Genomic DNA, 25,459 nt, shown 5'->3' with positions numbered 1-25,459 from the left:
AGGCCGCTTGCTCTCAGCCATCGCAGGCCTGTGAGATTAGCCGCTGCCTCGCAACCTCGTCATTCCAGGGGGAAGCAGGAGCTCCGTTCCTGCTCCGCCCTGGATGAGGACCGAATCGGCTGTGCTCAAACCTCGATAAATGGCTGGAAGCCGCCGAAGATCATGCGCTTCCCGTCGAAGGGCATTGTCGACCAGTCCATCTTGAGACGTTCGTCGGCCATCACTTTCGCCATGACCGCGTCGCGGCTCTGCCTGGATTCGTAAACGACCCAAGCAAAGATGACGACTTCGTCGTCCTTCGCCTGCACGGCGCGCGGGAACGAGGTCAGTTCGCCATAGGGCACGTCGTCGCCGATGCATTCGACATAGGCGAGCGCGCCGTGCTCCTTCCAGACGGCGCCGGCATTCGCAGCCATTTTCTTGTAGTCATCGAGATTTGCCTTCGGCACGGCAAGCACGAAACCATCGACATAGGACATGGGTAAACTCCTTCGCTGAAAACGAGCGCCGGGCCGGCGGGGATACGACCCGGCGCGGGTGAGCGCGTCAGCCCTGGGATTGGGGGCCGACGCTTGCTCGCTGGGAAACCTATTTTACCGGCGCGTTCATCGCCCAGGCGATGCCGAAGGGATCCTTCACCTGGCCCCAGCGGTCGCCCCAGAACATTACCTGGAGGGGCGTGACGACTTCGCAGCCGGCGTCTACCGCGCGCTTCCACCAGGCATCGACGTCGTCACTACCGAGATGGAGCTGGAGCGTATAACCCTGCGCCGCCTGATGCGGATGGCCGTGCTCGGGATAGGCGTCGCCCAGCATGAGCGTCGAGCCGTTGACATAGAGATGGATATGCATGGTGCGGCCCTTGTCGTCCGGCGGATAGGCAAAGACTTCCTCGGCCCCGAAAGCCTTCTTGTAGAACTCGGCCGCCTTGATGGCGCCGTCGACCTGCAGATAGGGGGTCAATCCGCCAAGAACTTTGGCGCGGGGCGGGTTCTGGTCTGTCATTTCACGTGTTCCTCTTCACGGGTTGATTTGGGCCTTGCGATCAAAAGACGGGCGAGGCGACAGCAATCCTACACGGGCAGCGGAATTTTTTTAGCGGGGCCGGCCCGGACCGGCCGGGCAACCGGCGAAGCCGATGACCGTCGCATGAACCCGTTGGTCACTTTCAAATGACGTCGGTCGAGAAGGTGGCCGTTCGGCGGCTGTTCCGCGTGTCGAGAATTTCCGGAAACCCGATGTCCTTGCGCAGGTCGGCCGGCAGTGAAAGCAGAATGCGCTCGCTGCGGTAGCGGGCGCGCGCCGCCGCATATTGGCTGGCGATGCGGCTGATGGATGACAAGATAGACATGATAAACTCTCCCTGGTTGGTGCCGTCAGCATCGTGTCGGCATCCCAAGGACGAGGAATGCTGCGGCAATCCGACAGGTCGCCCGAATTTTTCATGCGCGCCCGGTAAGCCGGCCCGTATAGGCCGGCCCCCCGTATAGGCTGGCCTTGTCGTGGCTATCACCGCTCCGTCGCAGCCACCGAGCGGAAGAACCCTTCCGGACTGTCGACTTCAGTCAGCCGCCGCTTCTCGATCAGCCAGAACCGGTTGCCGATCGCGCGGATGAAGGAGCGGTCGTGCGAGGCGAGCAGGCAGCTTGCCTGATGCTTCAGCAACTCGTCCTCCAGCGCTTCCTGGCCGTCAATGTCGAGGTGATTGGTCGGCTCGTCGAGGAGATAGAAATTGGGGTTGAGGAGCCGCAGCACCAGCAACATCAGCCTCGACCGCTGTCCGCCCGACAACGCGGCGATCCTTTTCTCCTGCATCTCGATGGCGACGCCGGCGCCGGCGAGAAGCGAGCGCGCCCGCTGCTCGCCGATTTCGAAGCGGTGCGAGACCATCGCCAGCGGGGTGTCGCCGCCGCCGATGCCGGACAGAGCCTGGTCGCTGTAGCCGAGCGCGGTCGACGGTGTCACCTTGATGCTGTCTTCCGACCCCGGTTCGGCGATGGCGGCGCGGATCATTGCAATGAAGCGCGATTTGCCGACACCGTTCCGGCCGAGCAGCACGATGCGGTCGCCTTGGCAAATATGGCGCTTGCCGGTCCTGAACAGCAGCGTGCCGTCGGGCGTTTCGACCGCCGCGTCGTCGAGCGTGATCAGCACCTTGGCGTGAGTGCCGCGGTTCGCCAATCGGATCGCGCCGGCCGAACGCTCGCGATGCGCTGCCACGGCTGCATCTTCCAGCCTTTCGGCCCGCTCCCTGAGCTGCTTGGTTTTGACCGTCAGCAGGTCGCTGCCGGAATTGATGCCGATGTTGTTGAGCTTGGCTGCCTGCCGGCGCAACTGCTGTGCGACCTTCATGTCGCGCTCGAACCGCCGCGCCGTCGAGGCGTCGACCTCGTCGAGCGCCTGCCGGGCGCGCGAATAGGGCAGCGAAAACACCGGCGATTCTTCCGGGCGCAGGAACAGCGTGCGGTTGGTGGTGGCGTCGAGAAAGGCGCGGTCGTGGCTGGCGATGATCACCGGGACCTCGCGTGGCAGCGCGTTGAGCCAGGTTTCGAGCTGGCCGATCCTGGCGAGGTCGAGATGGTTGGTCGGCTCGTCGAGCAGAAGCACGTCCGGGTCGGTGACCCAGACGCGGGCGATCAGCGCCAGCCTTTGCCAGCCGCCGCTCAAGGCCCGCATCGGCCTGTCGCGCATGTCCTCGGGCACATCGAGCGAATCCAGCACCACGTCGACGCGCCAAAGCTCGCTGCCAAGCTGCTCCGGCGGCAAGGCATCGGCAACCACCTGATGGAAGCTACGGTCGAGCAGCGCGTCGGGGACGGATTGCTCGACATGGCCGACGCGCAAGCCGCGCGTCCGGGTGATCTCGCCGCTCGTGGCGTCCAGCTCGCCGGCCAGGCATCTGAGCAGGGTGGATTTGCCACGGCCGTTGGCCGCGACGATGCCCAGCCGGTCGCCGGGGCCGATGGTGAGCTCGAGGTTGGAGAAGAGCGGCGCACTCATGGTGACGCCGAGGGATTTGAGGCTGATCAGGGCCATGTCGATTTCTCTGGTCTTGCCGGAGCCCGGCTCAATGCACATTGACGGTGCGCCGGTAGGCCATCAGGCCGAGATCAGCGGCACCACGAAGGGCAGACCAAAAATCGAAGCGGGGGAAAATTCCCGGACCGTCCCGGTCAGCCCTGCAAGCAAGCTCGCAGGGCACAGACAGGGCCGCGCTGACGGTGGTGATCGATAGACACGCAGCCCTCCTTTCCAGATGTTCGAGTTGGGAAACTGGGTTACACCTGGGGAGGGGGACATGGCAAGGGGCGGCAGGACAGAGCGGGGCGCTGAAACCACCGATCTCCCCTCTTGTGGGCAAATTGTGGGGGAGATGTCCGGCAGGACAGAGCGCTGTCCCGCCGGCATGTCAACATATCAATCTCTTCAGAAATCAGTGCCCCGGCCGCCCAGTCTTGCTCGGCCGGCGCTTTTGACGGCGCTCATCGGCTGGGTCTTCGTAAGAGCCGATGCCAGAGCGCTGGCGGACGATGGGTTTATCGTCGCGTTCCTTCGCGCCCCCCTCTGTCCTGCCGGACATCTCCCCCACAAGGGGGGAGATTGGCCGTGGCTTCGTAGGCACCGTTCCTTCGACGGGTTTTTCGGTCCGGCGCACCGTCATCTCGTCGAGCGAGTTCTTGCGGAACAGCGACCCGGTGCGATCGCCCGGGGTGCCGAAGTCGGAGCCATGCGCTTCCTGCGCCGACTGCTTCTTAAACAGCGAGCGCGAGACCGCGCCAGCGGGTGTTGCCATATCGGTGCCCGGTCCCATGTCGTCGATCGAGGGCTTGGCGAAAAGAGGCTTCTTCACCGGCACCGCGCCGTCCGCGCCCATCTCATCGAGATCCGGCTTGCGGAACAGGCCCTTGCCGTCGTCATCGACGGTACGGTGCACCGCACGTCCCTTGTTGTGCTTGCCTTTCTCGCGGCCGGAAACCGGGCTTTCCATGTCGGCGTAGCGGGCGAGCGGATCGTCCGAGATGGACAGCTCCATTTCCCGCAGTCGCTTGATCTCGTCGCGGATGCGGGCGGCCTTCTCGAAGTCGAGATTGGCGGCGGCATCGCGCATCTGCTTGTCCAGCGCCTCGAGATGGGTTTTTAGATTGTTGCCGATCATGGCGCCGGCATCGTCGGTGAACTGCGATATGTCGGCGCGCACGTGGTCCTTCTCGTAGACGGAATCGAGGATGTCGGCGATGCGCGACTTGACCGATTCCGGCGTGATGCCGTTGGCCGCGTTCCACTCCATCTGCTTCTCGCGGCGGCGGTTGGTCTCCGCCATCGCCCGTTCCATCGAGCCGGTGATCTGGTCGGCGTAGAGGATAACCTTGCCGTCGACGTTGCGCGCGGCGCGGCCGATCGTCTGGATCAGCGAGGTCTCGGAGCGCAAAAAACCTTCCTTGTCAGCGTCGAGGATGGCGACGAAACCGCATTCGGGAATGTCGAGGCCTTCGCGGAGCAGGTTGATGCCGACCAGCACGTCGAAGGCGCCGAGGCGCAGGTCGCGCAGGATCTCGATGCGCTCCAGCGTGTCGATATCGGAGTGCATGTAGCGGACTCGAATGCCGTTCTCATGCAGATATTCGGTGAGGTCTTCGGCCATGCGCTTGGTGAGAACCGTGACCAGCGTACGGTAGCCCAGCCTGGTCGTCTCACGGATTTCGCCGACGACATCGTCGACCTGGCTCTTGGCGGGGCGCACCTCGACCGGCGGGTCGATCAGGCCGGTCGGGCGGATGACCTGCTCGGCGAAGACGCCGCCGGACTGGTCGAGCTCCCAGCCGCCCGGCGTCGCCGAGACGGCGATCGACAGCGGGCGCATGGCGTCCCATTCCTCGAAGCGCAGCGGCCGGTTGTCCATGCAGGAGGGCAGGCGGAAGCCATACTCGGCCAGCGTCGCCTTGCGGCGGAAGTCGCCGCGATACATGCCGCCGATCTGCGGCACTGTGACGTGGCTCTCGTCGATGAAGATCAGCGCATTGTCCGGCACATATTCGAACAGGGTCGGCGGCGGCTCGCCCGGCTGGCGACCGGTGAGATAGCGCGAATAATTCTCGATGCCGGCGCAGGAACCGGTCGCCTCGAGCATCTCGAGGTCGAAGCGCGTGCGCTGCTCGAGACGTTGCGCTTCAAGCAGACGGCCAGCCTTTTCAAGCTCTTGCAGGCGGTATTGCAGCTCTTCCTTGATCGACTTGATAGCCTGATTCAAGGTCGGCCGCGGCGTCACATAGTGCGAATTGGCGTAGATCTTGACGCTCTTCAGCTCGCCGGTCTTCTGGCCGGTCAGCGGATCGAACTCGGTGATCGCCTCGATCTCGTCGCCGAACATCGAGATGCGCCAGGCGCGGTCTTCGAGGTGGGCCGGAAAGATCTCGATCGTGTCGCCGCGCACGCGGAACGAGCCGCGCACGAAGTTGATGTCCTGGCGCTTGTATTGCTGGGCGACGAGGTCGGCAAGCAAGGCGCGCTGGTCGAGCCGGTCACCGACCTGCATCTGGAAGGTCATCGCCGTGTAGGTCTCGACCGAGCCGATACCGTAGATGCAGGAGACGGAGGCGACGATGATGACGTCATCACGCTCCAGCAGCGAGCGCGTCGCCGAGTGGCGCATGCGGTCGATCTGCTCGTTGATCGAGGATTCCTTCTCGATATAGGTGTCGGTACGCGGGACGTAGGCTTCCGGCTGGTAGTAGTCGTAATAGGAGACGAAATACTCGACCGCGTTTTCGGGGAAGAATTTCTTGAACTCGGCATAGAGCTGCGCGGCCAGCGTCTTGTTCGGCGCCAGGATCAGGGCAGGGCGCTGCGTTTCCTCGATCACCTTGGCCATGGTGAAGGTCTTGCCGGAGCCGGTCACGCCGAGCAGCACCTGGGTGCGGTCGCTTTGCTCGACACCCTCGACAAGGTCCTTGATGGCGGTCGGCTGGTCGCCGGCGGGCTCGAAATCCGACACCATCTTGATGGCGATGCCGCCTTCCGATTTTTCCGGCCGGGCAGGCCGGTGCGGCGTCCAAAGCTGGCCATCCTTGTGCAGCGGATTGCCGGATTCGATGAGTTTCGACAGCGCGGCGACGGTCGCAGTCACACCGCTCGAGGAAACCTCCTCGGCGTCCTCCAGGCTGATGTCGAGGCCGGCCACCGGGTTGAGGCCGGCGGCGGCGCGTTCCTTCGCCGACGCCGCGCCGCCCATCGAGGTGCCGCGCGCCGTGCGCCCGGGCGCAGCAGAGCGCTCGGGGATTTTCTTCGGCGCTTTGGCCTTCGGCTGCTTTTGCGCCTCGCGCTCGATCTGTCCGGCCCAATCGGAGATCGAACCGGTGAGAGGCGCGCCGGAGAACTCGCTTTGCGGCGCTTCGGCGAAGCCGCCGCGCTCCAGGGGCTCGGCGGCGTCGAGGAATTCGGTCAGCGGACTGCGCCGTTTCGGCGCGCCCTCTTGCGCCGGCGAGGGCGTTTTCTTGTCGGTGCGTTTGGCCATGGCCCGAATATGGGAGGACTCGGCCGAAATGGAAAGAGCGGAGTGAAATGGCGGGTGCGCGCTGCCGAGCCTGCTGACAGAAGGCTGTCAGGAGGCATGTCGCACGCGCCGTTTCGTTTCAGTTGAACCACAGCGCGAATATCAGGAAGCCGGCGCCGCCGAACTCGCGCTGAATCTGATTGAAATCGTCGCTGGTGAGGATTTTTCCACTTTCGAGATAGGGCGCGATGGCCGGGCCGGTGATCGACAGGACGAGGTCGAAAGGTTTCGGCTCGTCGAAGAAGCGCTTCATGTTGATGCCTTTGCCGATGATGCGGAAATGCGGCAGCAGCACGCGGCCTTCAAGAAGGTCCTCTGCCATGGTCAGGGCGGCAAGCCATGCCTGCACTTGCGCCTCGCCGACCTCGAGGCCGGTGAGCGGGTTGACGCCCTTCTGCTGCGGTCCGGGCAGCCATTCGCGGTCATTGTCGGTTTCGGCGCGTATCGCTTTCCAGTCATCGCGCGAAAGCCGGATCATCTCCAGCAGGTGACTGCGCGCCGCCTTCCGGCGCTCCGGCTCGATCACCGGCCAGTTGACGAGATGCACCAGCGAGATGAAGTCGGCAAAGCGCCATTCCGAGGCGAAGATGCTGCCGCTCATGCCGCCATCCGGCGGGACCAGCGCGTCCTGCAACGGCAGTTTCGCGTGCGGAAACAGCATGTGGAAAGAGCCGTCGAACATGGCTTTGAAATCATGCGCCAGCCAGAAATCGGCCTGCGCCATCAGGAACTCGGCGTAACCTTGCAGCCAGAAGCCGTCGGCGCGGTCGAAGCGGAAGGCAAGCGAAGGGGCGGCATCGCTTGTGTCGACGCCGCCGCGTGACAGCGAGGCCATGATCGCGGCGATGCTTTCGTCCGGCGCGATGTTGCCGTCCTCGTTGAGATCGATGGCGGCATGGGCGAGGTCGACCACCATGCCGATATCGGCGTCGGCGGGCACCGAGCCCAGCGTGGCGGCGGATTTCTCCAGACGGTCGCGGAAAGCGATCAGGATGGCGCGGAACTTTTCATAGGTCAGCGGCTCGGGACTGGGATTGTCCGGCACGGGCAGCCGCATCAGCGGCAGCATGAAGGATTGCGGGCTCTCGAAACCGTGCCGATGCAGACGGCTGGCCAGGATTTCCAGCGCGGTAAAGAATTCGCCGGCGCCGGCGGCATAGGCCGATGCCGGATCGCCCGGTGCCGCCGCCTCCAGTGCCGCCAAGGCAGTATTCCGATCCGCTACGGTCTTCGCCTCGAACAGGGCGGCCGGGTCGGGGCTAGCCGCTTTGGCGTAAGCAAACGGCAGGAGCAGCAAGAGTGTGAGTGCCAAAAGGCCCGACAGTCGCTTCACGATGGATCCTCCCGTCCCAATCCCGCCAGCCACAATATACGGATTTGCGGCGCTTCGCCTGCAGCTTTCTCCTGTCGCGTAGACGGTCTACACACGATGGCAAACGGTTGGGCATCGCGTGTCGAATTATCCGCTCTCCTACAAATTGTCGTGGCTGCCGCGTTTTCTGAAGCCGTCGCTTGGCGGCGACAGAAACGGTTTCGCGGCGCCGGCAGCGACGCTGATGGTGCCGGGGCCAACGCAAACTGTGCGGCTTGCCTTCATCGGCGACCTGTCGGCGGTCGCCAATCGCAGGGTGCCGGAATGCGACCCTGCGATCGCGGCGCTGCTCGCTTCGGCCGATCTCGTGGTCGGCAATTGCGAAAGCCCGATCGTCGAGCGGCCGAGCGCGGTGGCGGGCACGCGGCTTGGCACGCATCACGCGATGAGCGAACGCTTCCTGGCGGATTCGCTGGCAGCCGTCGGCATTGCCCGTGACAGTCTCGTGCTGTCGCTCGCCAACAATCATGTCCTCGACCAGGGCGTTGCCGGCTTCGACGAGACGGTCGCGGCGCTGAAGCGGCTCGGCATCCGCACCATCGGCACCGCGGCCGGCGGCCCGGTCCAACACCAGGCCGCCGGGTCGCTGACGATCGGCTTCGCCGCGTTCACGCTTTGGCGCAACGCTGACGAGGCCGAATTTCGGGCGCGGATTTCCATGGCGGGCGATCCGGCCGAATGGCCGCTCGGGATCCTCGCGGACGTCGACTTGCTCTGTGCGGTGCCGCATTGGGACTGGGAGTTCCGACATTTTCCGAGACCTGCGACGCGGGCACTGGCGCGACGGCTGGCGGGTCGCGGCGTCCGGCTGATTGCCGGCCACCACGCCCATGTCGTACAGCCGCTCGAGCGCATCGGCGATGCGCTCGTCGCCTACGGTCTTGGCGACTTCCTCGGCACGGCTTTTGCCAGGCAGCCATGGCCCGGCCGCATCGGTTCGATCCTGGTCGTCGACGTCCGCACGGACGCAGCCGCGCGAGGCAAGATTGCCGCTTACAAACTGCATTTCTTCATGCGCCTCGCCAAAGGCAGCCATGAGCGGCTGGTGCCGGTGGAGGCGCTGGAGGAGGGATTGTTGAAGCGGAAGGTTACCGAACGCCTAAGCGCGATCTTTTCCGGCTGACAGCCGACTTCTGACCCGGACCGACTGGCCGCGGCGAGCTTGCCGCAAAGGCAGCTGTAATGCCTTGGATGCAGTTCAGCAGTCGAAGCCGTATTGGGTGCGCATGTAATCCGCTTCTTCCTTGGACATTTTCTTGAACATCACGCAGACGGTGAAGCTGCCGACCTGATGGCCGTCCCTGGTGTATCCCCAGTCGGAGATATCGTCCTTGGAGAATTCGATGTTCTGGCCGAATACCACGTTGCGGACGAGTTTAGGCTCGTTCGCCAATATGCCGACAAAGGCGGTGGCGGTCCGCTTGAAGGGGAGCCAGAAATGCTCCGTCGCATGTCCGTCGACCACCATGACCTTCAGCTTGAACCTGCCGGTTCCCGGCGGCGGCGCGTCGGACAAAGCCAGGAAGTCGTCCAGGCTGGATCGTGCCTTTGCAATCGCCGCCGCCATTTCGGCATCGTCCGGGGCTACCATCACCGTTTTGTCGTCACCCTGATCGGTGTCCTGCGCTCGAACAGGCAAGGGCGCGAGTGCCAGTAACAAGCTTAGTGTGGCGCGAACGGCAAAGGTCATGAAGCCCCCAACTCCAGGTAGGCGCTCATCTTCCCGCATCGTGCCGGCATTATCAATCAGGCACTGCATTGTTCCGACGCGCCAGCGGCGGCCTTCGTCTGCAGCGTTCCGGTACCCCTATGGTTTTTGCCGGGTGTGGTCAGTCTATCCGTCACGAGCGGATGGTAACGGGAACGGAAGCGCTCTCGGTCGTCAAAGAGTCGAAAGCGCCGACCGCCGGAGAGGACAGGACATGCGAATGAAACTTGGTGCCACGGCGATGATCCCGGCAAGGATGCAGACGTGACCTTGCCCGGCGGTAAGAGGGCCAGGGTGCGGCTCGGCCGCAACGACTTCGACACTTTGTCCGGCGGCAGGTTTTCCTTTGTTCATCCGAGCAGCATTTCCGTCACCAAGACGGATCTCGGCGAGAGCATCACCCAATACCTCGCTGCCTCGGCCCTCGGCACCGTCGTCGTGGTGCAGGAATACGGCAAGATGAATCCGGTGTCGCTCAATCAGCTGATGCTGCAAGAGATGACCAAGGAGTCGGTTCAGGCGGGCGGCACGCTGATACAGGAGCCGACGACCCGCAAGCTCGCCGACGGCAAGCAGTTGACCGGCATCAAAGCCACGGTGAAGACGCGTACCGACAAGGCCGATTTCGAGATCGTCGGCTTCGGTCTTGCCGATCAGGGGCTGCTGTTCATCACGCGCATCGGCGATCAGGACACCGCAACCGAGCAACCGATGATCGACAAATTCTGGCAGACGCTGAAGGTCAAACTGTAAGGCGCGCTGATATTCAAGTGCCTGGAATACCGGTTTCGTGCGCTTCCGGTGCTGGATTACAGCCCGCTCGGCACGAGTCCCGCCAGCCAGTTCGCCGATCGCTTTGCCATGTCCACCGTCGCGTTGGCCGCGCGGCCGAGATCGGTCTTGACCACGGCATAACTAGCCTTGGTGCGATAGAGCACGGCGCTGCCGCCGTCGACCGCGGCCTCGAAGGCAACAGGCCGCGCGGCTTCCGTCTCGCTCGCCGTCACCGTCGTGCCGACCGGGACGCTCGGCCGACGGCTGAGCTCGGGCGGCAATGGGGCAATGGGTTCGACGACGCGGTTCGGCGGCCTCAGCTCCGGCCTTGACGCTTTGGCTGCGAGCTCCGAAGTCGATGCCGACCCTTTGGTGCGGCAGATGCCGGAAACCAGCGGATAATTGAAATTGCGCTGATGCAGCATCTGGCTCTTCATCGCCGCTTCGCAGTCGGCAATCGTCGCCCATTTGGCGGGAGTCTCGCCGATATACTCGCAGAGCTTGGCGTCGCAGTCGCAGCCGACAATGGTCATGGCGACAAGGGCGGTCTTGATCACGGTCTTGTCCCTTTGAACTTCGTTCCCAGGCGATCAATCGCCGGGGAACAAGGCGGGATTTGGCCGCGATTGTGAATTGAGCGTGTCTGCGCGTTGCTTGGCTTGCGACTGTGGCGGGGAAGCATCAGTGGCAGATGCTGGGGAGGTGCAGGACGCTGGGAAAAGGGCCGGTGAAAGGGGCAGCCCAAAAAAACAGTCGGCGCTGGGATTGCTCCCAGCGCCTCCCTGTCAGATCAGGAACCGGTTACGGCAGCAACTTCCGTAAAGTCGTCGCGCCAGGCCGGCCTTGATTTTGACGGTCCTGCCAGTCGCCACCCGAAGGCAGCGTCCGTTCCAGACCACGCCGATCTCCACCCTTGCGGGCTTTGCCGGCGCACCATCGAAGGTTTCACCCGCCTTCATGGCAGCATCGGTCCGCCGTCGGCGTTCGCACGCTTTCCGCGGCACCCGTAGGTCTCGGCATCCGTCCCTCCAGCAGGCGAACCTGCTCTCGTTCTGGGCCGTACGGGCCTCAGGAAATCCGCCTTGCGCTTCTGCCTTTCGGCCGGGGCGTTCGGTAGCCGCCTGAGATGGGTTCAATGTATGCCGGGTAAGGAATTTGCGGAATAGACGCGGACCTGTGGATAGCGGGATTATCGGGGACCGATGCGACAAGTCTCGGAATTTGCGGGCCGAACGCCTTAGACAGCCTGTCCCCATTTTCCGCGGTCCTTTCGACGATGAGCCTTGCCCCGCCAGTCGGCCCGCGTTTGAATGCCGGCAAAGTGCTGTGGCGCTGCATCAGCCGAGTCGCCTTGCGCTTCCACGCAATATGCCTCGGGGGAGATCAGGTTGAAGGTCGGGGTGGTTCTCAATCCGATAGCGGGAGGGGGCAAGCTCAAGCGGCATTGGTCCGAAGCCGCCGCATCGCTCAAGAGGCATTTCGGAGATTTCGAGCTGCGCGAGACGCAGACCAGCGGCGACGCCGAGCGATTGGCAATCGACCTCGCGGCCAGCGGGTGCGATCTGGTGATCGCGGCCGGCGGCGACGGCACCGCCAGCGAGGTGGCGGACGGGCTGCTGCAGGCAGAGCATGAGACCGGCCGGACCAGCGCGCTCGGCCTTTTGCCCTGCGGCACCGGTATCGATTTCGCCAGAGGGCTCGGCCTGCCCGACGAAATCGAGGAAGCACTGGCGCGTATCGCCGGCGCCGGCGCGCGCAAGGTCGATGCCGGCCGCGTCTGCTACATCGACGACCACGGCGCGCTCGCCAGCCGTCACTTCATCAACATCGCCAGCCTCGGCCTCTCCGGCGCCACCGATCGCGCGGTCAATGCGGACAAGCGCAAGGGCAGGGTCTCGGCCAAAGCGCTTTTCTTCTGGCGCACAGTGCTGGAATTCATCCGCTATCGCTTCCAGGAGGTCAGGATCACCATAGACGACGGCGAGCCGGTCGAGGCGCGCATGGCGCTGGTGGCGGTAGCCAACGGGAAATTCTTCGGTGGCGGCATGATGATTGCGCCGGACGCCGATCTGTCCGACGGCCAGTTCGATGTCGTCATCCTGCGCGCCGCCGGCAAGCTTGGGCTGATCCGCGACATCCGTCTCCTCTATGGCGGGCGCCACCGCAACCATCCGGCGATCACCATCCTGCGCGGTCGCAAGGTGCTGGTCGAACCGCTAGGCGACGTTGAGAAGAACGGAGCGCTAGTCGACATAGACGGCGAGTCGCCAGGTCGGATTCCGGCAACTTTCGAGATATTGCCCGGCGCATTGACGCTCAGGTGTTGAATCGCCTGCCTGAAGGTTTGATTCCGCCGGTGTGATTAGGCGATTGAAATAGCTGGCTAAAGTTTTGGCGGATTACAGTTCGAGCTTGGCCGGGAAGCCTGGCGCGCGAAGCTCCGTGCCGACCGCATCCTCCAGAAGCTTGACGATCTGGGTCGACCAGGCGCCACCGCCATACTTCTGCCTGCCGACCTCGAAAATCTGGTTGACGAGTGGTGCCAGTTGCAGCGGCACGCGAAAATCCCTGGCCATGCACAACGCGAAACCGAGATCCTTCAAAGCCAGGTCCATGGTGAAGCCGATGTCGTAGGAGCCGTTCAGGATGAGCTGGCTTTCGGTCTCGTGGACGAAGCTGTTGCCGGAAGAGGCGACGATGGCGTGATAGGCCTGGGCGAGGTCGAGCCCGCCCTGGTTGGCGAGCATCAATGCCTCGCCGGCGGCGACCAGATGGATGAAGGCCAGCATGTTGGTGATGACCTTGATCACCGCCCCCGAGCCGACCGGTCCCATCAGGAACGATTTGGCGCACATTGCCTGGATCGCCGGCCGGTGGCGCTCGTAGAGCGCGGCGTCCCCTCCTACCAGCGCGGTGATCTTTCCTGCCGCCGCCAAGTGCACGCCGCCGGTGACCGGACATTCCAGCGTCTCGACACCTTTCGCCGAAGCAAGTGCGGCCAGCCGCAGGATCTCGTCGCGGCCATTGGTCGACATTTCGATCCAGGTGCCGCCGGCGGCCAGGCCGTCCAGCAATCCGTCAGAACCGGCGAGCACAGCTTCGCTCACTTTCGGCGAGGGCAGGCAGGTGATCGCATTGCCGGCGCGGGTCGCGGCATCCGCCGGGCTCGCCGCCGCCGTAGCGCCGAGCGCGACCAAACGCGCAACCGCCGCTGGGTCACGATCGAAAACGGCAACAGCGAAGCCGTGGCGCAGCAGGCTGGCGGCAAGGTTGCCGCCGAGATGACCAAGGCCGATGAAGGCGTAGGCGAGGCGCGCGGTCACGGCATCAGCGGCGTCTGCATCATCTGCAGATGCAGGTCCTTGCCGCTATAGGGGTGCGCCTCGCAGATTTCCTCGTTGAGCTCGACACCGAGGCCTGGCTCCTTCGATGGGATGACGTGGCCATCCTGCCATTCGATCTTCTTCTTGAGCAGCGTGGCGTGAAAACCGTCCCACTGCTTCAACGATTCCAGGATGAGGAAGTTGGGCAGAGTCACCGCAAGCTGGATGTTGGCGGCGCCGACGATCGGCCCGCAATAGCAATGCGGCGCGACCTGGATGTGGTAGGCCTCGGCCATGGCGGCGATCTTCTTGGTTTCGAGAATGCCGCCGGAGCGGCCGAGATCCGGCTGCAGGATGGTCGCGGCGCGGTTCTCGATGACGCGCGCGAATTCGAATTTTGTCGTCAGCCGCTCGCCGGTGGCGATAGGAATCGAGGTGCCGCGAGCGACCTGCGCCATCACCTCGGGCATGTCCGGCGGCACCGGCTCCTCGAACCACAGCGGATCGTAGGGCTCGATTGCACGGGCCATACGAAGCGCACCGGAGGCGGTGAACTGGCCATGGGTTCCGAACAGGATGTCCGCCCTGGTGCCTACCGCCTCGCGGATCGCCTTGATCATGCGCGCCGAGAGGTCGATGTCGATCAGGCGCGGCTGATGGCCGTCATAGGCCGTGTAAGGCCCGGCCGGGTCGAGCTTGACGGCGTTAAATCCCTGCTCGACATATTCCAGAGCGCAGGCCGCGGCCATGTCGGGATCGTTGTAGACGTTCTGGCCGCGGGCGTCTTCCGAATGGACGCTGCCGGTGTGCGGATAGAGATAGGTGTAGGAGCGCAGCGTCTCGTGCACCTGGCCGCCGAGCAGCTTGTAGGCCGGCTTGCCGGCCTCCTTGCCGATGATGTCCCAGCAGGCCATTTCGAGTGCCGAAAAGCAGCCCATCCCGGAAACGTCGGGACGCTGGGTGAAGCCGGAGGAATAGACGCGGCGGAAGATGTTCTCGATATCGTGCGGATCGCGGCCGATGAGGTAGCGCTCGGCCATATCCTCGATCATCTTGGCAGTGACATGCGCCGAGAAGGTGGCGTTGTAGGCCTCGCCATAGCCGACCACGCCGCCATCGGTGGTGAGCTTGACGAAGATGAAATACTTGCCGCCGATGCCGGGCGGCGGGTTGCCGACAACCCAGGTCTTGACGTCGGTGACTTTCATTTCTGATCCTCCAGAACCCGCTCGGCGCCTTTCCATCCGGTGAGGATTGCGGCGGCGTTGGTGTTGCCCGTGATGTTGTCGGGAAAGATCGATGCGTCGATCACACGCAAGCCCTCGAGCCCATGCACCCGAAGCCGGGGATCGACGACGGCGCGCGAAGCGTCCGGACCCATGCGACAGGTCGAGACGGGATGGTAGACGGTGCCCGAGCGCTTCCTGAAATCCTGAATCAGATCGGCATCGGAAGTAATTGACGGACCAGGCAAAACTTCTTCCTCGATGATCTCGGCCATCGCCGGCATCGAGGCGATCTTGCGCACGAACTTCACCGCCGCCAGCATCTCGTCGACATCGGCGTTGGTGGAATAGGCGTTCGCCGTGATCTTCGGATAGTCGCGCGGATCCTTCGAGCGGATCATGATCTCGCCGCGACTCGACGGCCGGCAATTGGAAAGTCCGATGGAGAAGCCCGGCCACGGATCGGGCGTAAGGATCGGGCGCTCGCCGCTCTTGGGGATGACGGTGGAGAAGGCCTGGAAATAGAGCTGCATGTTCGGCCGCGCCATCGACGGGTCGGTGCGGAAGAAGCCGCCGGCATTGTTCATCGACAACGACAGCGGACCGGAACGCAGCAGGATGTACTGCATGCCCACCAGCAGCTTGCCCCACCATGGCCGCAGGATCTGGTTCAGCGTCGGCAGCTTGCCCTTGAAGGTGTAGTTGATGCCGACATGGTCTTGCAGGTTGGCCCCGACATTGTCGTTGGCGTGGACGACCGGGATGCCGAGATCGCCGAGCAGCGCCGACGGGCCCACACCGGAGAGCTGCAGCAGTTGCGGCGAGTTGACCGAGCCGCCGGAGAGGATCACCTCGCGGCCCGCGCGAACCCTCTTGGTTTCGCCGTTTTGCTGGTACTCGACGCCGACGGCGCGCTTGCCCTCGAACAGGATTTTCGTCGCCAGCGCGTTGGTCTCGACGCGCACATTGTTACGTTTCATCGCCGGGCGCAGGAACGCGCGGGCGGCGGACATGCGGCGGCCGTTCCTGGTGGTGATCTGGTAGACGCCGACGCCCTCCTGGGAGGCGCCGTTAAAATCCGGATTTAACGGCAGTCCGGCCTGCTGGGCGGCCGCCAGATAGCGCTTGGTCAGCGGATGCACCGCATTCGAGCAATCGGTGATGTGCAAGGGGCCGCCGACCCCGCGCCATTGGTCGGCGCCGGCCTCGTTGTCCTCCAACGCTTTGAAAGCGGGGAGCAGGTCGTCAAAGCTCCAGCCCGCATTGCCGGCGGCGGCCCAGGCATCGAAGTCCTCGCGCGCGCCGCGAATGAAGACCATGGCGTTGATCGAGCTCGAGCCGCCGAGCAGCTTGCCGCGCGGCCAGTGGTCGGCATTGTTGCCGAGGCCGGGATCGGGATCGGCCTTGTAGTTCCAGTTGACGGCCGGATCGAAGAAGGTCTTCCCGTAGCCGAGCGGCATTTGGACATAGAAACGGCGGTCGGTTCCGCCTGCCTCCAGCACCAGTACCGAAAAGCGACCGGAAGCCGAGAGCCTTTCCGCGACCACCGAACCGGACGAGCCGGAGCCGACGATGATGAAATCATAAGTCTGCATGATGCACGGGCGGGCTCCGAAATTCGGGCTTACCCTAGACATTGCCGGCTCACGTCGTCGCCGGGGCTTCCGGCATGGCTTGTGAAAAAAGCGACCGGGCGGCGGCGCCGCTTTCGCCTTCAGCAAAGCTTGCGACATCGTGATGGCGTTGGTACGGCTTCAGGAAGCAGCGGCTGGAGGACCCCTCATGGTGCACTACGCAGACGGAAAGCCGCTCGGCGACCTGACATTGAGGACGCTCGCCATGCCGTCGGATGCCAATGCCGCCGGCGACATTTTTGGCGGCTGGGTGATGGCGCAGATGGACCTAGCCTGCGGCATCCGCGCGGCCGAGCGCGCCAAGGGTCGCGTGGTGACGGCGGCAGTGAAGGAGATGTCCTTCGCCAAGCCGATGAAGATCGGCGACACGCTCTGCATCTACACCCATGTTGAACGCGTCGGCCGCACCTCGATGACGCTCAAGGTCGAGGCCTGGGCGCAGCGCCATCTCACCGACCTGATGGAGAAGGTCACCCATGCCGATTTCGTCATGGTGGCGCTCGACGGCGACGGCAAGCCGAAACAGATCCCAGCCGAAAGCTGACGGCGAACGCTTTTCCGGATAGGCAAATTTGTAACAACTCTTGCGCGGGACGTGCGTCCGGCGACATCCGATGGTTGCTTCCGCGCCCGACGGTGCGTGCCGCTGGAGGAAAGACAATGCGTCAACATATGCTGAACGGCTGGCTCGTGGCAGCCCTTCTCGCACTTACCTGCTTGCTCGGCATAACTGCCTATGCAGAAGTGAAAAAAGAGCTCCCGCGCACCGCGTGGGTGCATGGTTTCGGGGCGGACCAGAGTCAGGGAGCGATGTGCGCAGTCTGCTCCTTGGCGCCCCGTGGCAGTACCACGTCAAAAGCCTGAGCGCTCCTCTCAGGCGCGACCAAAGCCGTCAGGGTCGGGCGGGCATCAAGGTTGATGTGCCCTCGAATACGACAAGTCAAAAAGACACAACTGCAGACTCCTTGCTCAGTCAGCAACGCTGCGGAGCGATGCTCGCAACACGTTGCGCTTCAAGGCCTTCAGGGATGGTCGCCATCGAATTTCGCGCGCGCCGCGCGTACTCGATTGGTATTCTTTCGTGCCCATTCGCCGAGCGCGCCAACCGGCACCAGCAACTCGTGGCCGAGCTCGGTCAGCTCGTAATCGACGCGCGGCGGAATGGTCGGGAAAACCTTGCGCGTGACAAAGCCGTCGCGCTCCAGACCGCGCAAGGTGATGGTCAGCATCTTTTGTGAGATGCCGCCGACGGCCGTGCGCAATTCATTGAAGCGCATCGGTCCGCCGCCCAGCTTGCCGACCACCAGAACGGTCCATTTGTCGCCGACCCGTTGCAGGATTTCCGATACGGCCCGGCAGTCCTCAGTGTTGTACGGGTGCCTCGGTAACAAAAATGTGCCTCCTTGCGCGCCACTTTGTCAGTATCACATATAGCGCCGGTATCCAAACGATACCGAAATTCCCCCGCAAGGAGAGCCCCCTTATGTCCAAACCCAAAATCGCCATTGTCGTCGGTTCGACGCGCGCCGCCCGCTTCGCCGACGTCCCGACGCAGTGGATCGCCAAGATTGCCAAGACGCATGCCGATATCGACGTCGAAGTCGTTGATTTGCGCGACTGGCCGCTGCCGTTCTTCGATGAGGTCGCATCCTCGGCCTGGGCGCCGTCGCAGAACGAGGTGGCGCAGCGCTGGCAGAAGAAGGTCGCCGAGTTCGACGGCTTCATCTTCACCGCGGCCGAATACAATCACGCGCCGACCGCCGTCTTGAAGAACGCCATCGATTACGCCGCCAATGAATGGAACAAGAAGCCGGCTGGTTTCGTCGGCTATGGCAGCGTCGGCGGCGCGCGCGCCGTCGAGCAGCTTCGCCTGATCGCCGTCGAGCTACAAATGGCGCCGGTCAAGTCGGCAGTGCACATCGCCTGGGGCGATTTCCTTGCGGTCCGCCAGGGCGACAAGAAGCTGGAAGAGATCGAACATCTGAACCAGGCGGCGGCGGCGCTCATCAATGACGTTGCCTGGTGGGCGAAGGTGCTGAAGGCGGCGCGCGCCGCCGACGCGATCGCCAGTGAAGCCCAGGCGGCTTAAGCCGCTTCATCCTCCCAAAATATCATCTACGGGCGGCGCTTGCGCCGCCCCTTTTATTTGCGGAAGCCTCGGTCGTTCGACAGAGGATCGCTCAAGGATTTCGCTCTGCTGCCGCTTTTATGTCAGGCATACTGGAGAAAGTCGGATTTCAATTGGGCATCCTTCGGGCGCAACCTTAGGCGTTCGCGTGAAGTTTGAAACGCCGATCGTCGTAGAAATCCAGATATCCCGAATGGACGGGATCCGCGAGACGGCGGGATTTCATGTAAGCCTGCGCCAGGACATGCGGACCGCCTTCAATGGGCTCAACCTCGATCGGGACGCGCAGGTTGCCGGGCTTGCCAACGGATTCGATCCGGTCAAGCCCGGCCAGGGCGCGGTCGTCGACCGCGTAGAGCTCGCCCCTGACGTGGAAGCCGAGACCCGGTTCATTGAACATCATCGGAGCGAAGCGAGGTCCGGCAATCAGCATCGGGAAACGCTCACGGGTCCTGCAGGCACCGATGCACGCGGCCCCGGACAAACCCGCCTTGTGAAGAGGAAACCCTCTCTTCAAGGTTCCGAACACGAAGAGGTTGACGAGCATTCTCCGGAACGCCGGCCGAAGCTGGAAGTTCATCCGTTTTCGCCATGTTCAGGGCAGGTGCAAATCCGCATGACTCAAGAATTCTCAATTATCCTGTCTGCGGACGAAGCCGCGAAAGCCGAGGCCGCCGCGGCGCTCTACCGCTATAACGTCGCCATCACAGGGACGGACGACCGCATTCCCATAGGCGCCGTATTGTGTGCTGGCTCGGGCAAAGCTTTGGGCGGCCTATGGGGAAGGACCGAACTCGGCCTTCTGTTCTTGGACATGTTTTTCGTGCCCGCGCATTTGCGCGGTCTGTCTTACGGGGGCCAGCTGCTCGCCGCCGTCGAAGAAGAGGCAAAGGCGCGGGGCTGCAGACGCGCCGTCGTGGAGACAAGCAGCTTTCAGGCGCCTGGATTCTACATCCGCCACGGTTATGTGGAGTTCGGCCGCGTTCCGTTCGGCTTCGATCGGCAGGCCCGCGTCTTTCTTCGCAAGGAACTGGCCTGAATGGACGTTGGGAAAACCCGGCAGATCCAGGCTCGCTATCGGCGCGCCATCGGACGGTGGCCGTCGGGCAGGCGGGTGGCGATCAGCTTGTCGATACGCCGGCCGTCGAGGTCGACCACCTCGAAGCGCCAGCCTTGCGCGTCCACGCATTCGCCGGTAGCGGGAAGGTGGTGCAGATGCGACAGCACATAGCCGGCCACCGTCTCGTAGTCGCGGTTCTCCGGCAAGTCGATGCCCAGCACCTCGGCCATCTCGTCAGCCTGCATGTAGCCGGCAAGCAGCCATGAGCCGTCCTCGCGTTTGACCGCGTTCTCTTCCTCGCCGGCGTCGAGGTCCGAGCGGAAGACGCCGGTGATCGCTTCCAGGATGTCGGCCGGCGTGACGATGCCTTCGAAATGGCCGTATTCGTCATGGACGAGCGCCATGGGCACGTCCGATTCCCGCAGCCTTTGCAGCACGTCGAGCGCGTCGGCCTGATCATGGACGATTGGCGCGGTGCGGACATGCTGGCGCGGATCCAACACTCTGCCGGCAAGAAGGGCGGCCAGCACGTCGCGCGTCTGGATGACCCCTATCATGGCATCGACATTGCCGTCGCCCGCAGGCAGGCGCGAATGCTGGCTCTCCATCAGAAGCCGCTTGATGGCCGCCTCGTCGGATTGCAGGTTGATCCAGTCGACCTCGGTGCGCGGCGTCATCACGGCGCGCACGGCGCGGTCGCCAAGGCGCATGACGCCGGCGATCATGCGGCGCTCGTCGGATTCGATGGTGCCGTGATGCTCGGCCTCGGCGACCAGCATCTTGATCTCCTCGTCCGTGACCTTCTCTTCCGCCTCGCCGGCCTGGCCGAGCAACCACAAAACCGCGCGGCCGGAAATGTCGAGCAGAAAGACGAGCGGCGCCGATACCTTGGCGAGAATGGTCATCGCCGGTGCGGCGCGGACTGCGACGCGCTCAGGATCCCTGAGCGCGATCTGCTTCGGCACGAGCTCGCCGACGATCAGCGAGGCGTAGGTGATGACCGCGACGACAATGCCGACGCCGATGGGGTCGGCGATGTTCTCGCGGATGCCGGTCGAGGCCAAGTATTGAGCCAGTCGCTCGCCGAGCGTGGCGCCGGAAAAGGCGCCGGAAAGGACGCCGACCAGAGTGATGCCGATCTGCACCGAGGACAGAAACTTGCCGGGATTGGAGCCGAGCGCCAGCGCGAGGCCGGCACCCCTGACATTGCGGTCGATCATCGCCTTGAGGCGGGCCGGCCGCGACGAGACGATAGCCAGCTCCGACATGGCCAAAAGGCCGTTCACCAGGATGAGGGCGGCCACAACGGCGATTTCGAGGTATAGCATGCGGCGTCAATAGCATTGCTGCGGTGCATTCGAAAATAGCGGGTTGGGCGTTTTTCGAATTGCGCGGTTTGCTGCTTCGAGAATACCGGATGCGCTAGGGCAATTGCTTCAACACGCCAACCACCGCCATACCGTCGGTGAAATAGGGATCGCCGCCGCCGTTCCTGCCGTTTTTCGTCGCGCCGATCCCCGGGATCTCGCTGGTCGATGTCAGCATGCCTGCGGTGCTGAGGTCGCCGATCAGGAAGTTGCGCTCGGCGTCGATGTCCGGGCCGATATGATGGGTGATGGCACCGGTGTCGTGGCTCAGGCCGACGCCGCGGTCGAAGCTGGCGGCACCCAGCCAGAGCGGGCGGCCGTCGTCGCCGACGGTATTTGTCTGCCAGAAGCGGACGTGGTGGCGCCGGTCGGCGCTGTCGCCGACGGGCTTTTCGAAAACGAGGTCCTGGGCGCGGCCTTCAAACAGCAGGCGGCTGATCGGCGCATCGGGATAGGGTCGGGAGAACAAGACGCTCTCGCCGATGTCGATCACTGTCCTGAGCGTGACGGCGTCGGCCGTGTCCCAGCCGGCCACGGCAAAGGCGCGGACCATCTCCTTCTCGGTGCCGACAAGTCCGACATTGATCGGGTCGCCGGGAATGCCCTGCGGCGTGTGCGTCACCATCTCGAAGCGCTGCGTGCGGAAGCCGCGCTCCCGCCACGTCCAGAATTCCGGCGCGGCAAGGTAGGCAAAGCCAAGATAGAAAGCACAGAAAGCCACCAGCCAGATCGCCGCGCGTCGCCTAAGGCTTCGCTCACCCACGAGAGACCACTCCCAAGCCTGTGCCCGGCCCACTCTATGCGGTGTTGGGCCGGTTGGGCAGTAGGCCGAAGGTCAGCGGCAGGCGCGGTAGCCGTTCTTGCGATTCTTGACGTCGAAGTGAAAGTGGTTGCGGTGGTCGTAATTGTAGCCCGGGCCGAGGACCGTGTTGAAATATTGGCAGCCGTCGGCGCGAACATTGTTGAGGAAGCCGCGGGTGCGGAACGCAAACAGGCCAGGCTTGCGAACGTCGATGTCGTTGCCATTGTTGAGCTCGATGCTCATGACGTCGAGCGCATTGCCCTTGCCGTGCTCCGACAAGACGCCCTCGCCGGCGATCTTGCGGCACGAATAGCTCGAGCCCTGGTGGATCGCCCTGACGCCGGAGAAATAGCGCCAGCGGGCTGCCGGCACGAGCTCGTTCCTGGTCCAGGCGGCGAAGGTCGCGGCCATGTTGCAGGTCAGTGTCGCTGCCGGTTTCATCTCGACGCTGCCGATGGCTGAAACTTTCACCGGGAAGTCGATGCCGCACTGGCCTTCGTGGATAGGCTGGATGTCCTGGTAAACGACGCCAAGCCGTTTCAATTCATTGCGGCAGTCGATCTCGCCGGCCGGCATCTGCTCGGGCGCAGACAAGGGCTCATCCATGCGCGGATAGGCTGCCTGGGTCAGGTAGGGATCGGACGGAACAAGCCTCTGCATGCCGGAATATTGCGGAGCCTCGGGCATGGCGGAGGTCTGGCTGCCGACGTCGACGGCCGGCTGCAGCGAAAAGACATCGCCGGTGGTGCAGGCCGAGACCGCTGTGATTGCGAGCCCCGTTGTCATTCTGACGGCAACGGAGCGCGCACGAGTGCTTGGTCGCGCCAAGGCGAGGCTGGCGCCAAATATTGCGGCCATCGAAAGGCATCCTGTCCCCGGATGGCACAAGTCTAGTCGGCAAGAGTAAAGGAAAGATCAGCGCCGGCATTCACGCCTGGGGCCGAATTGCGGCATCTGTTCTTCGCACCCACTCATTGGCAGAACGTTCCGCCATTCCGTCTCGGTTCGAGGTCGAAGTGGAAGTGCAGCGCATGGTCCGGATCGCTGCCTGGGCCGAGCACCGTCTTGAACGGCCCGCAGGCGGCCTTGCGGATCGTGTTCAGGAAGTTTGCATCTTTTTCGGGCGGCACCGGGCCGACCTCGATCGTCCTGCCGTCGGAGAGTGTGAAGGACGCAATGTCCAGCGCATTGCCGAAGGCGTGCTCCGAAAGCTTTCCACCACCGTTGCGCTGGCGGCAAACAAAGGCGGAGGCCTGGCCGATCGATTTGAGATCGGCGCCAAATTCGGCCTTCGCGGCGGGTTGGATGACTTCGACGGCAAATCGTGCCGCAGCCTCCGCCATTTGGCAGTTGAGTTCGGCTCCGGCGCCGATACTGATCGATTTTCCTAATGTTTTCATGACGATGGGATAGGGAATGGAGCAGCCGATCTCGGCGTCGTGCTCGGCCTTGTGCTCCTCGAATTCGACGCCGAGCGTCTTGAGGCGCTCACGGCAGGCAACCTCCTCCGCCGGCATCTTGTCGGCTGGCAGCTCAGCGGAGCGCGGATCGGGCAGTATTTTGTTGTCGTGGGTATCAGCCGGCTTTTCAGGTGGCTTCGGTGCGGCAGCGGGCGGCTTCGGTTCCGCGATGTCGGGTCGTTGCGTCGGAATCGGCACCGCAGACGGCGCCTCAGGTTCGCCTTCCGTGTCGGTTGACGGCTCGGTGGCCGAAGGCTCGGGATGCTGCCGCTTTCCCTCACGAGACTTTTCCTGATTGATCGGGTCAGATGCGTCAGCGTCCTTTGGACCGGCAGCCTTCTGCTCTTCCAGCGTTGCGGTGCCGGCCTTTTGCGCTTCCGCGGGCCGTGGTTCTGGCACCAGAGCATCGGCGGGCAAGATCGGCTGGTCCTGCGTTTGCTGTTGCGCCAGCTTTGGCGCGACTTGCTGCTTGCCGCGCGGTCTCACGCGGTGCTTGCTCCTCGGCCGCAGTGGTTGATCCGCCCGCTGCGTCAACGGCTGCTCCATGCGCGGTGTCAGCGGCTGCCTGTGACGATGCTTGGCATCGGCCGGCGTGACCAGCAAAATCCCCGCCGCCAAAGGCAGCGCCAGTCTGCAAAATCCGTAAAAGCTCAGCCTCGCCATCGGCCGGAAACGGGCCCGGCATCGCAAGGTTGCCTTGGACGCTGCGGCGCTGCGATCAAAATCGGTTACCGGTTCGTTACGCGCCGATCGCCTCCAGGCCTTCCTCCAGCCAATCGGCGAGCTGCGGCAGTCCGAGCAGGTACTTTGCGGTGCGCTTGTTGGCGCGCTCGCGCGCGGCCGCCACCGCGTCGACCCATTCGGAAGCTTCGTAGTCGCCGCGGCCCACCCAGGCCAACGCTACGAGCTCGGCCGCTTCATCGACATTGAGGTCGTTGATAAGCTCGCGGAATTCCTCCTCGGTGAGGTCTTCCGATGCCTCCTCGACAAGGCCGTCGTGATGATGATTGTCGTGCCTGTCGCCATCGAACTCGACCTCGTGCTCGGCGCCGTCGTCGTAGTCCTCGTTGACGGCTGCGCTCAGCGCCTTGGCCTTCAGGATGAACAGGCGCACGGTATCCGGGTCGATGGAAAGCTCCCATTCCTTCTCGAGGCGCTGCTGCACTGGCCTTTCTCCTCGTCGTGCGCTCGACTGATGATAGCGGATTTGCGGCCCGCGTCACATCCGTTCGCAGAGGCGATGCGCTGCCTGACCTCCAAATAGTTTGGCTTTTGACAGGTTTTCGGGATGAAACCGCATCGAAGCGGCGTTAATCTGCCGTTGTCACGCTCAAGGAGGCTCCGATGCGCAGACGTTTGCTTGTTCAGGTCTTGGCTGCTGCCGTTAGCCTGCCGCTGTTCGCGGCGCCTGCATTCACCGCCGGCGAGGGCGGTGGCGGTGGCAGCCAGACTACCACTCAATGCAAGAAGGGTCAGGTCTGGGACAAGAAAAAGAAGAAATGCGTCGTGCCGCAGTACGGCATGCTGGATGACGACAGCATCTACGAGGCAGGCCACGATCTGGCGATGGCCGGGCGCTACGACGAGGCGATCTCGGTGCTGACGCTCGCCGCCAACAAGCAGGATCCGCGCATTCTCAACTATCTCGGCTATTCGCATCGCCATTCCGGCCGTGTCACGGTCGGCCTCGGCTATTACGAGGAAGCGCTGCGCATCGACCCCGACTACACGCTGGTGCGCGAATATCTCGGCGAGGCCCATCTGCAAATCGGCGATCTTGCCGGCGCGCAGGAGCAGCTCAAGGAAATCGAGAAGCGGACCGGCAAAGGCTCGCGCGAATACGGCATGTTGTCAGAACAGATCGAGCGTTTCCTGAGGAGCTGATTCTTCTCAGATGCTTTTCGAGGCCGGCTGCGAGCAATCGCAGCCGGTTTTTTGCTGCCGGCATTGCGGATTTAGCGCCGGATGGCCTTGCGAAAGCGGTGGTGATTTTACTGAACTTCATTTTTGAGCGTGAAAATCGCGCGGAGATCGCTATATTCAGGGAAATTGTGG

At 63.5% G+C, this 25,459-nt stretch carries 25 protein-coding genes; 7 read left to right on the top strand and 18 right to left on the bottom strand.

From position 1 onward, the window contains the following. Positions 1-125 precede the first annotated feature (125 nt). From CK222_RS20830 to CK222_RS20805, 6 genes are all read right to left on the bottom strand, one after another. A complete protein-coding gene (locus tag CK222_RS20830) occupies positions 126-479 on the bottom strand; it encodes a DUF1428 family protein (RefSeq protein ID WP_067326604.1) in 354 nt (117 codons plus the stop codon). 109 nt (positions 480-588) lie between these two features. Next, on the bottom strand, positions 589-1,005 hold the full coding sequence (locus CK222_RS20825; RefSeq protein ID WP_095801655.1) for a glyoxalase/bleomycin resistance/extradiol dioxygenase family protein: 417 nt from the start codon (positions 1,003-1,005) through the stop codon (positions 589-591). A gap of 163 nt (positions 1,006-1,168) precedes the next feature. After that, positions 1,169-1,351, bottom strand: a complete 183-nt coding sequence (locus CK222_RS20820; RefSeq protein ID WP_095801654.1) for a hypothetical protein — start codon at positions 1,349-1,351, stop codon at positions 1,169-1,171. A 158-nt stretch (positions 1,352-1,509) separates the two neighbouring features. Further along, positions 1,510-3,036, bottom strand: coding sequence for an ABC-F family ATP-binding cassette domain-containing protein (locus CK222_RS20815; protein WP_095801830.1), 1,527 nt, complete (start codon positions 3,034-3,036; stop codon positions 1,510-1,512). 397 nt (positions 3,037-3,433) lie between these two features. After that, positions 3,434-6,511: an excinuclease ABC subunit UvrB gene (gene uvrB / locus CK222_RS20810; RefSeq protein ID WP_095801653.1), complete on the bottom strand. Its 3,078-nt coding sequence runs from the start codon at positions 6,509-6,511 to the stop codon at positions 3,434-3,436. A 118-nt stretch (positions 6,512-6,629) separates the two neighbouring features. After that, positions 6,630-7,883 (bottom strand): hypothetical protein, encoded by a 1,254-nt coding sequence (locus CK222_RS20805; RefSeq protein ID WP_095801652.1) that lies wholly within the window; start codon positions 7,881-7,883, stop codon positions 6,630-6,632. 118 nt (positions 7,884-8,001) lie between these two features. On the opposite strand from CK222_RS20805, the gene CK222_RS20800 reads away from it, so the two are divergent. Beyond that, positions 8,002-9,045: a CapA family protein gene (locus CK222_RS20800; protein ID WP_095801651.1), complete on the top strand. Its 1,044-nt coding sequence runs from the start codon at positions 8,002-8,004 to the stop codon at positions 9,043-9,045. A 75-nt stretch (positions 9,046-9,120) separates the two neighbouring features. On the opposite strand, the gene CK222_RS20795 is transcribed toward CK222_RS20800, so the two are convergent. Continuing rightward, positions 9,121-9,612: a DUF2314 domain-containing protein gene (locus CK222_RS20795; RefSeq protein ID WP_095801829.1), complete on the bottom strand. Its 492-nt coding sequence runs from the start codon at positions 9,610-9,612 to the stop codon at positions 9,121-9,123. Between the two features lie 282 nt (positions 9,613-9,894). On the opposite strand from CK222_RS20795, the gene CK222_RS20790 reads away from it, so the two are divergent. Beyond that, positions 9,895-10,383 (top strand): hypothetical protein, encoded by a 489-nt coding sequence (locus CK222_RS20790; protein WP_245433111.1) that lies wholly within the window; start codon positions 9,895-9,897, stop codon positions 10,381-10,383. Positions 10,384-10,439: 56 nt separating this feature from the next. Here CK222_RS20790 and CK222_RS20785 read toward each other — a convergent pair whose 3' ends face one another. Next, a complete protein-coding gene (locus tag CK222_RS20785) occupies positions 10,440-10,961 on the bottom strand; it encodes a hypothetical protein (RefSeq protein WP_095801650.1) in 522 nt (173 codons plus the stop codon). An 831-nt stretch (positions 10,962-11,792) separates the two neighbouring features. Between CK222_RS20785 and CK222_RS20780 the strand changes: the two genes are divergently transcribed. Beyond that, a complete protein-coding gene (locus CK222_RS20780) occupies positions 11,793-12,731 on the top strand; it encodes a diacylglycerol kinase family protein (protein ID WP_066994447.1) in 939 nt (312 codons plus the stop codon). A gap of 72 nt (positions 12,732-12,803) precedes the next feature. On the opposite strand, the gene CK222_RS20775 is transcribed toward CK222_RS20780, so the two are convergent. From CK222_RS20775 to CK222_RS20765, 3 genes are read right to left on the bottom strand one after another with little or no spacing between them, the layout of a single operon-like run. Then, positions 12,804-13,727 carry an NAD(P)-dependent oxidoreductase gene (locus tag CK222_RS20775; RefSeq protein ID WP_095801649.1) on the bottom strand — a complete coding sequence of 308 codons (924 nt, stop codon included), beginning with the start codon at positions 13,725-13,727 and terminating at the stop codon, positions 12,804-12,806. Then, entirely contained in the window at positions 13,724-14,935 is a 1,212-nt protein-coding gene (locus CK222_RS20770) for a mandelate racemase/muconate lactonizing enzyme family protein (RefSeq protein ID WP_095801648.1), read from the bottom strand. The genes CK222_RS20775 and CK222_RS20770 overlap by 4 nt, the downstream gene beginning before the upstream one ends. Then, on the bottom strand, positions 14,932-16,548 hold the full coding sequence (locus CK222_RS20765; protein WP_095801647.1) for a GMC family oxidoreductase N-terminal domain-containing protein: 1,617 nt from the start codon (positions 16,546-16,548) through the stop codon (positions 14,932-14,934). The genes CK222_RS20770 and CK222_RS20765 overlap by 4 nt, the downstream gene beginning before the upstream one ends. Positions 16,549-16,735: 187 nt before the next feature. Between CK222_RS20765 and CK222_RS20760 the strand changes: the two genes are divergently transcribed. Beyond that, the gene (locus tag CK222_RS20760) at positions 16,736-17,131 is read left to right on the top strand and encodes an acyl-CoA thioesterase (RefSeq protein WP_095801646.1); all 396 of its coding nucleotides are present in this window, start codon (positions 16,736-16,738) and stop codon (positions 17,129-17,131) included. Positions 17,132-17,609: 478 nt separating this feature from the next. Here the strand turns inward: CK222_RS20760 and CK222_RS20750 are convergent, their stop codons facing one another. Continuing rightward, positions 17,610-17,978, bottom strand: coding sequence for a helix-turn-helix domain-containing protein (locus CK222_RS20750; RefSeq protein WP_095801645.1), 369 nt, complete (start codon positions 17,976-17,978; stop codon positions 17,610-17,612). 92 nt (positions 17,979-18,070) lie between these two features. Here CK222_RS20750 and CK222_RS20745 point away from each other — a divergent pair, with 92 nt between their 5' ends. Next, positions 18,071-18,676 carry an NADPH-dependent FMN reductase gene (locus tag CK222_RS20745; RefSeq protein WP_067326641.1) on the top strand — a complete coding sequence of 202 codons (606 nt, stop codon included), beginning with the start codon at positions 18,071-18,073 and terminating at the stop codon, positions 18,674-18,676. A 175-nt stretch (positions 18,677-18,851) separates the two neighbouring features. On the opposite strand, the gene CK222_RS20740 is transcribed toward CK222_RS20745, so the two are convergent. Then, the gene (locus CK222_RS20740; protein WP_066994922.1) at positions 18,852-19,262 is read right to left on the bottom strand and encodes a gamma-glutamylcyclotransferase family protein; all 411 of its coding nucleotides are present in this window, start codon (positions 19,260-19,262) and stop codon (positions 18,852-18,854) included. A 69-nt stretch (positions 19,263-19,331) separates the two neighbouring features. Here CK222_RS20740 and CK222_RS33395 point away from each other — a divergent pair, with 69 nt between their 5' ends. Then, positions 19,332-19,754: a GNAT family N-acetyltransferase gene (locus CK222_RS33395; RefSeq protein ID WP_095801643.1), complete on the top strand. Its 423-nt coding sequence runs from the start codon at positions 19,332-19,334 to the stop codon at positions 19,752-19,754. A gap of 35 nt (positions 19,755-19,789) precedes the next feature. On the opposite strand, the gene CK222_RS20730 is transcribed toward CK222_RS33395, so the two are convergent. From CK222_RS20730 to CK222_RS20710, 5 genes are all read right to left on the bottom strand, one after another. After that, positions 19,790-21,103: a hemolysin family protein gene (locus CK222_RS20730; protein ID WP_095801642.1), complete on the bottom strand. Its 1,314-nt coding sequence runs from the start codon at positions 21,101-21,103 to the stop codon at positions 19,790-19,792. Between the two features lie 94 nt (positions 21,104-21,197). Then, positions 21,198-21,905 (bottom strand): LssY C-terminal domain-containing protein, encoded by a 708-nt coding sequence (locus tag CK222_RS20725; RefSeq protein WP_095801641.1) that lies wholly within the window; start codon positions 21,903-21,905, stop codon positions 21,198-21,200. 72 nt (positions 21,906-21,977) lie between these two features. Continuing rightward, a complete protein-coding gene (locus CK222_RS20720; RefSeq protein WP_245433161.1) occupies positions 21,978-22,730 on the bottom strand; it encodes an extensin family protein in 753 nt (250 codons plus the stop codon). Positions 22,731-22,915: 185 nt separating this feature from the next. After that, positions 22,916-23,950 (bottom strand): extensin family protein, encoded by a 1,035-nt coding sequence (locus tag CK222_RS20715; RefSeq protein WP_095801828.1) that lies wholly within the window; start codon positions 23,948-23,950, stop codon positions 22,916-22,918. A gap of 193 nt (positions 23,951-24,143) precedes the next feature. After that, positions 24,144-24,569, bottom strand: a complete 426-nt coding sequence (locus CK222_RS20710; protein ID WP_067326696.1) for a DUF3775 domain-containing protein — start codon at positions 24,567-24,569, stop codon at positions 24,144-24,146. Positions 24,570-24,748: 179 nt separating this feature from the next. On the opposite strand from CK222_RS20710, the gene CK222_RS20705 reads away from it, so the two are divergent. Next, positions 24,749-25,288 (top strand): tetratricopeptide repeat protein, encoded by a 540-nt coding sequence (locus CK222_RS20705; protein ID WP_095781311.1) that lies wholly within the window; start codon positions 24,749-24,751, stop codon positions 25,286-25,288. The last annotated feature ends 171 nt before the right edge of the window (positions 25,289-25,459 follow it).

The sequence above is a fragment of the Mesorhizobium sp. WSM3866 genome, assembly GCF_002294795.1.
Classification (GTDB): domain Bacteria; phylum Pseudomonadota; class Alphaproteobacteria; order Rhizobiales; family Rhizobiaceae; genus Mesorhizobium.
This window is presented reverse-complemented; position numbering and strand designations above follow the sequence as displayed.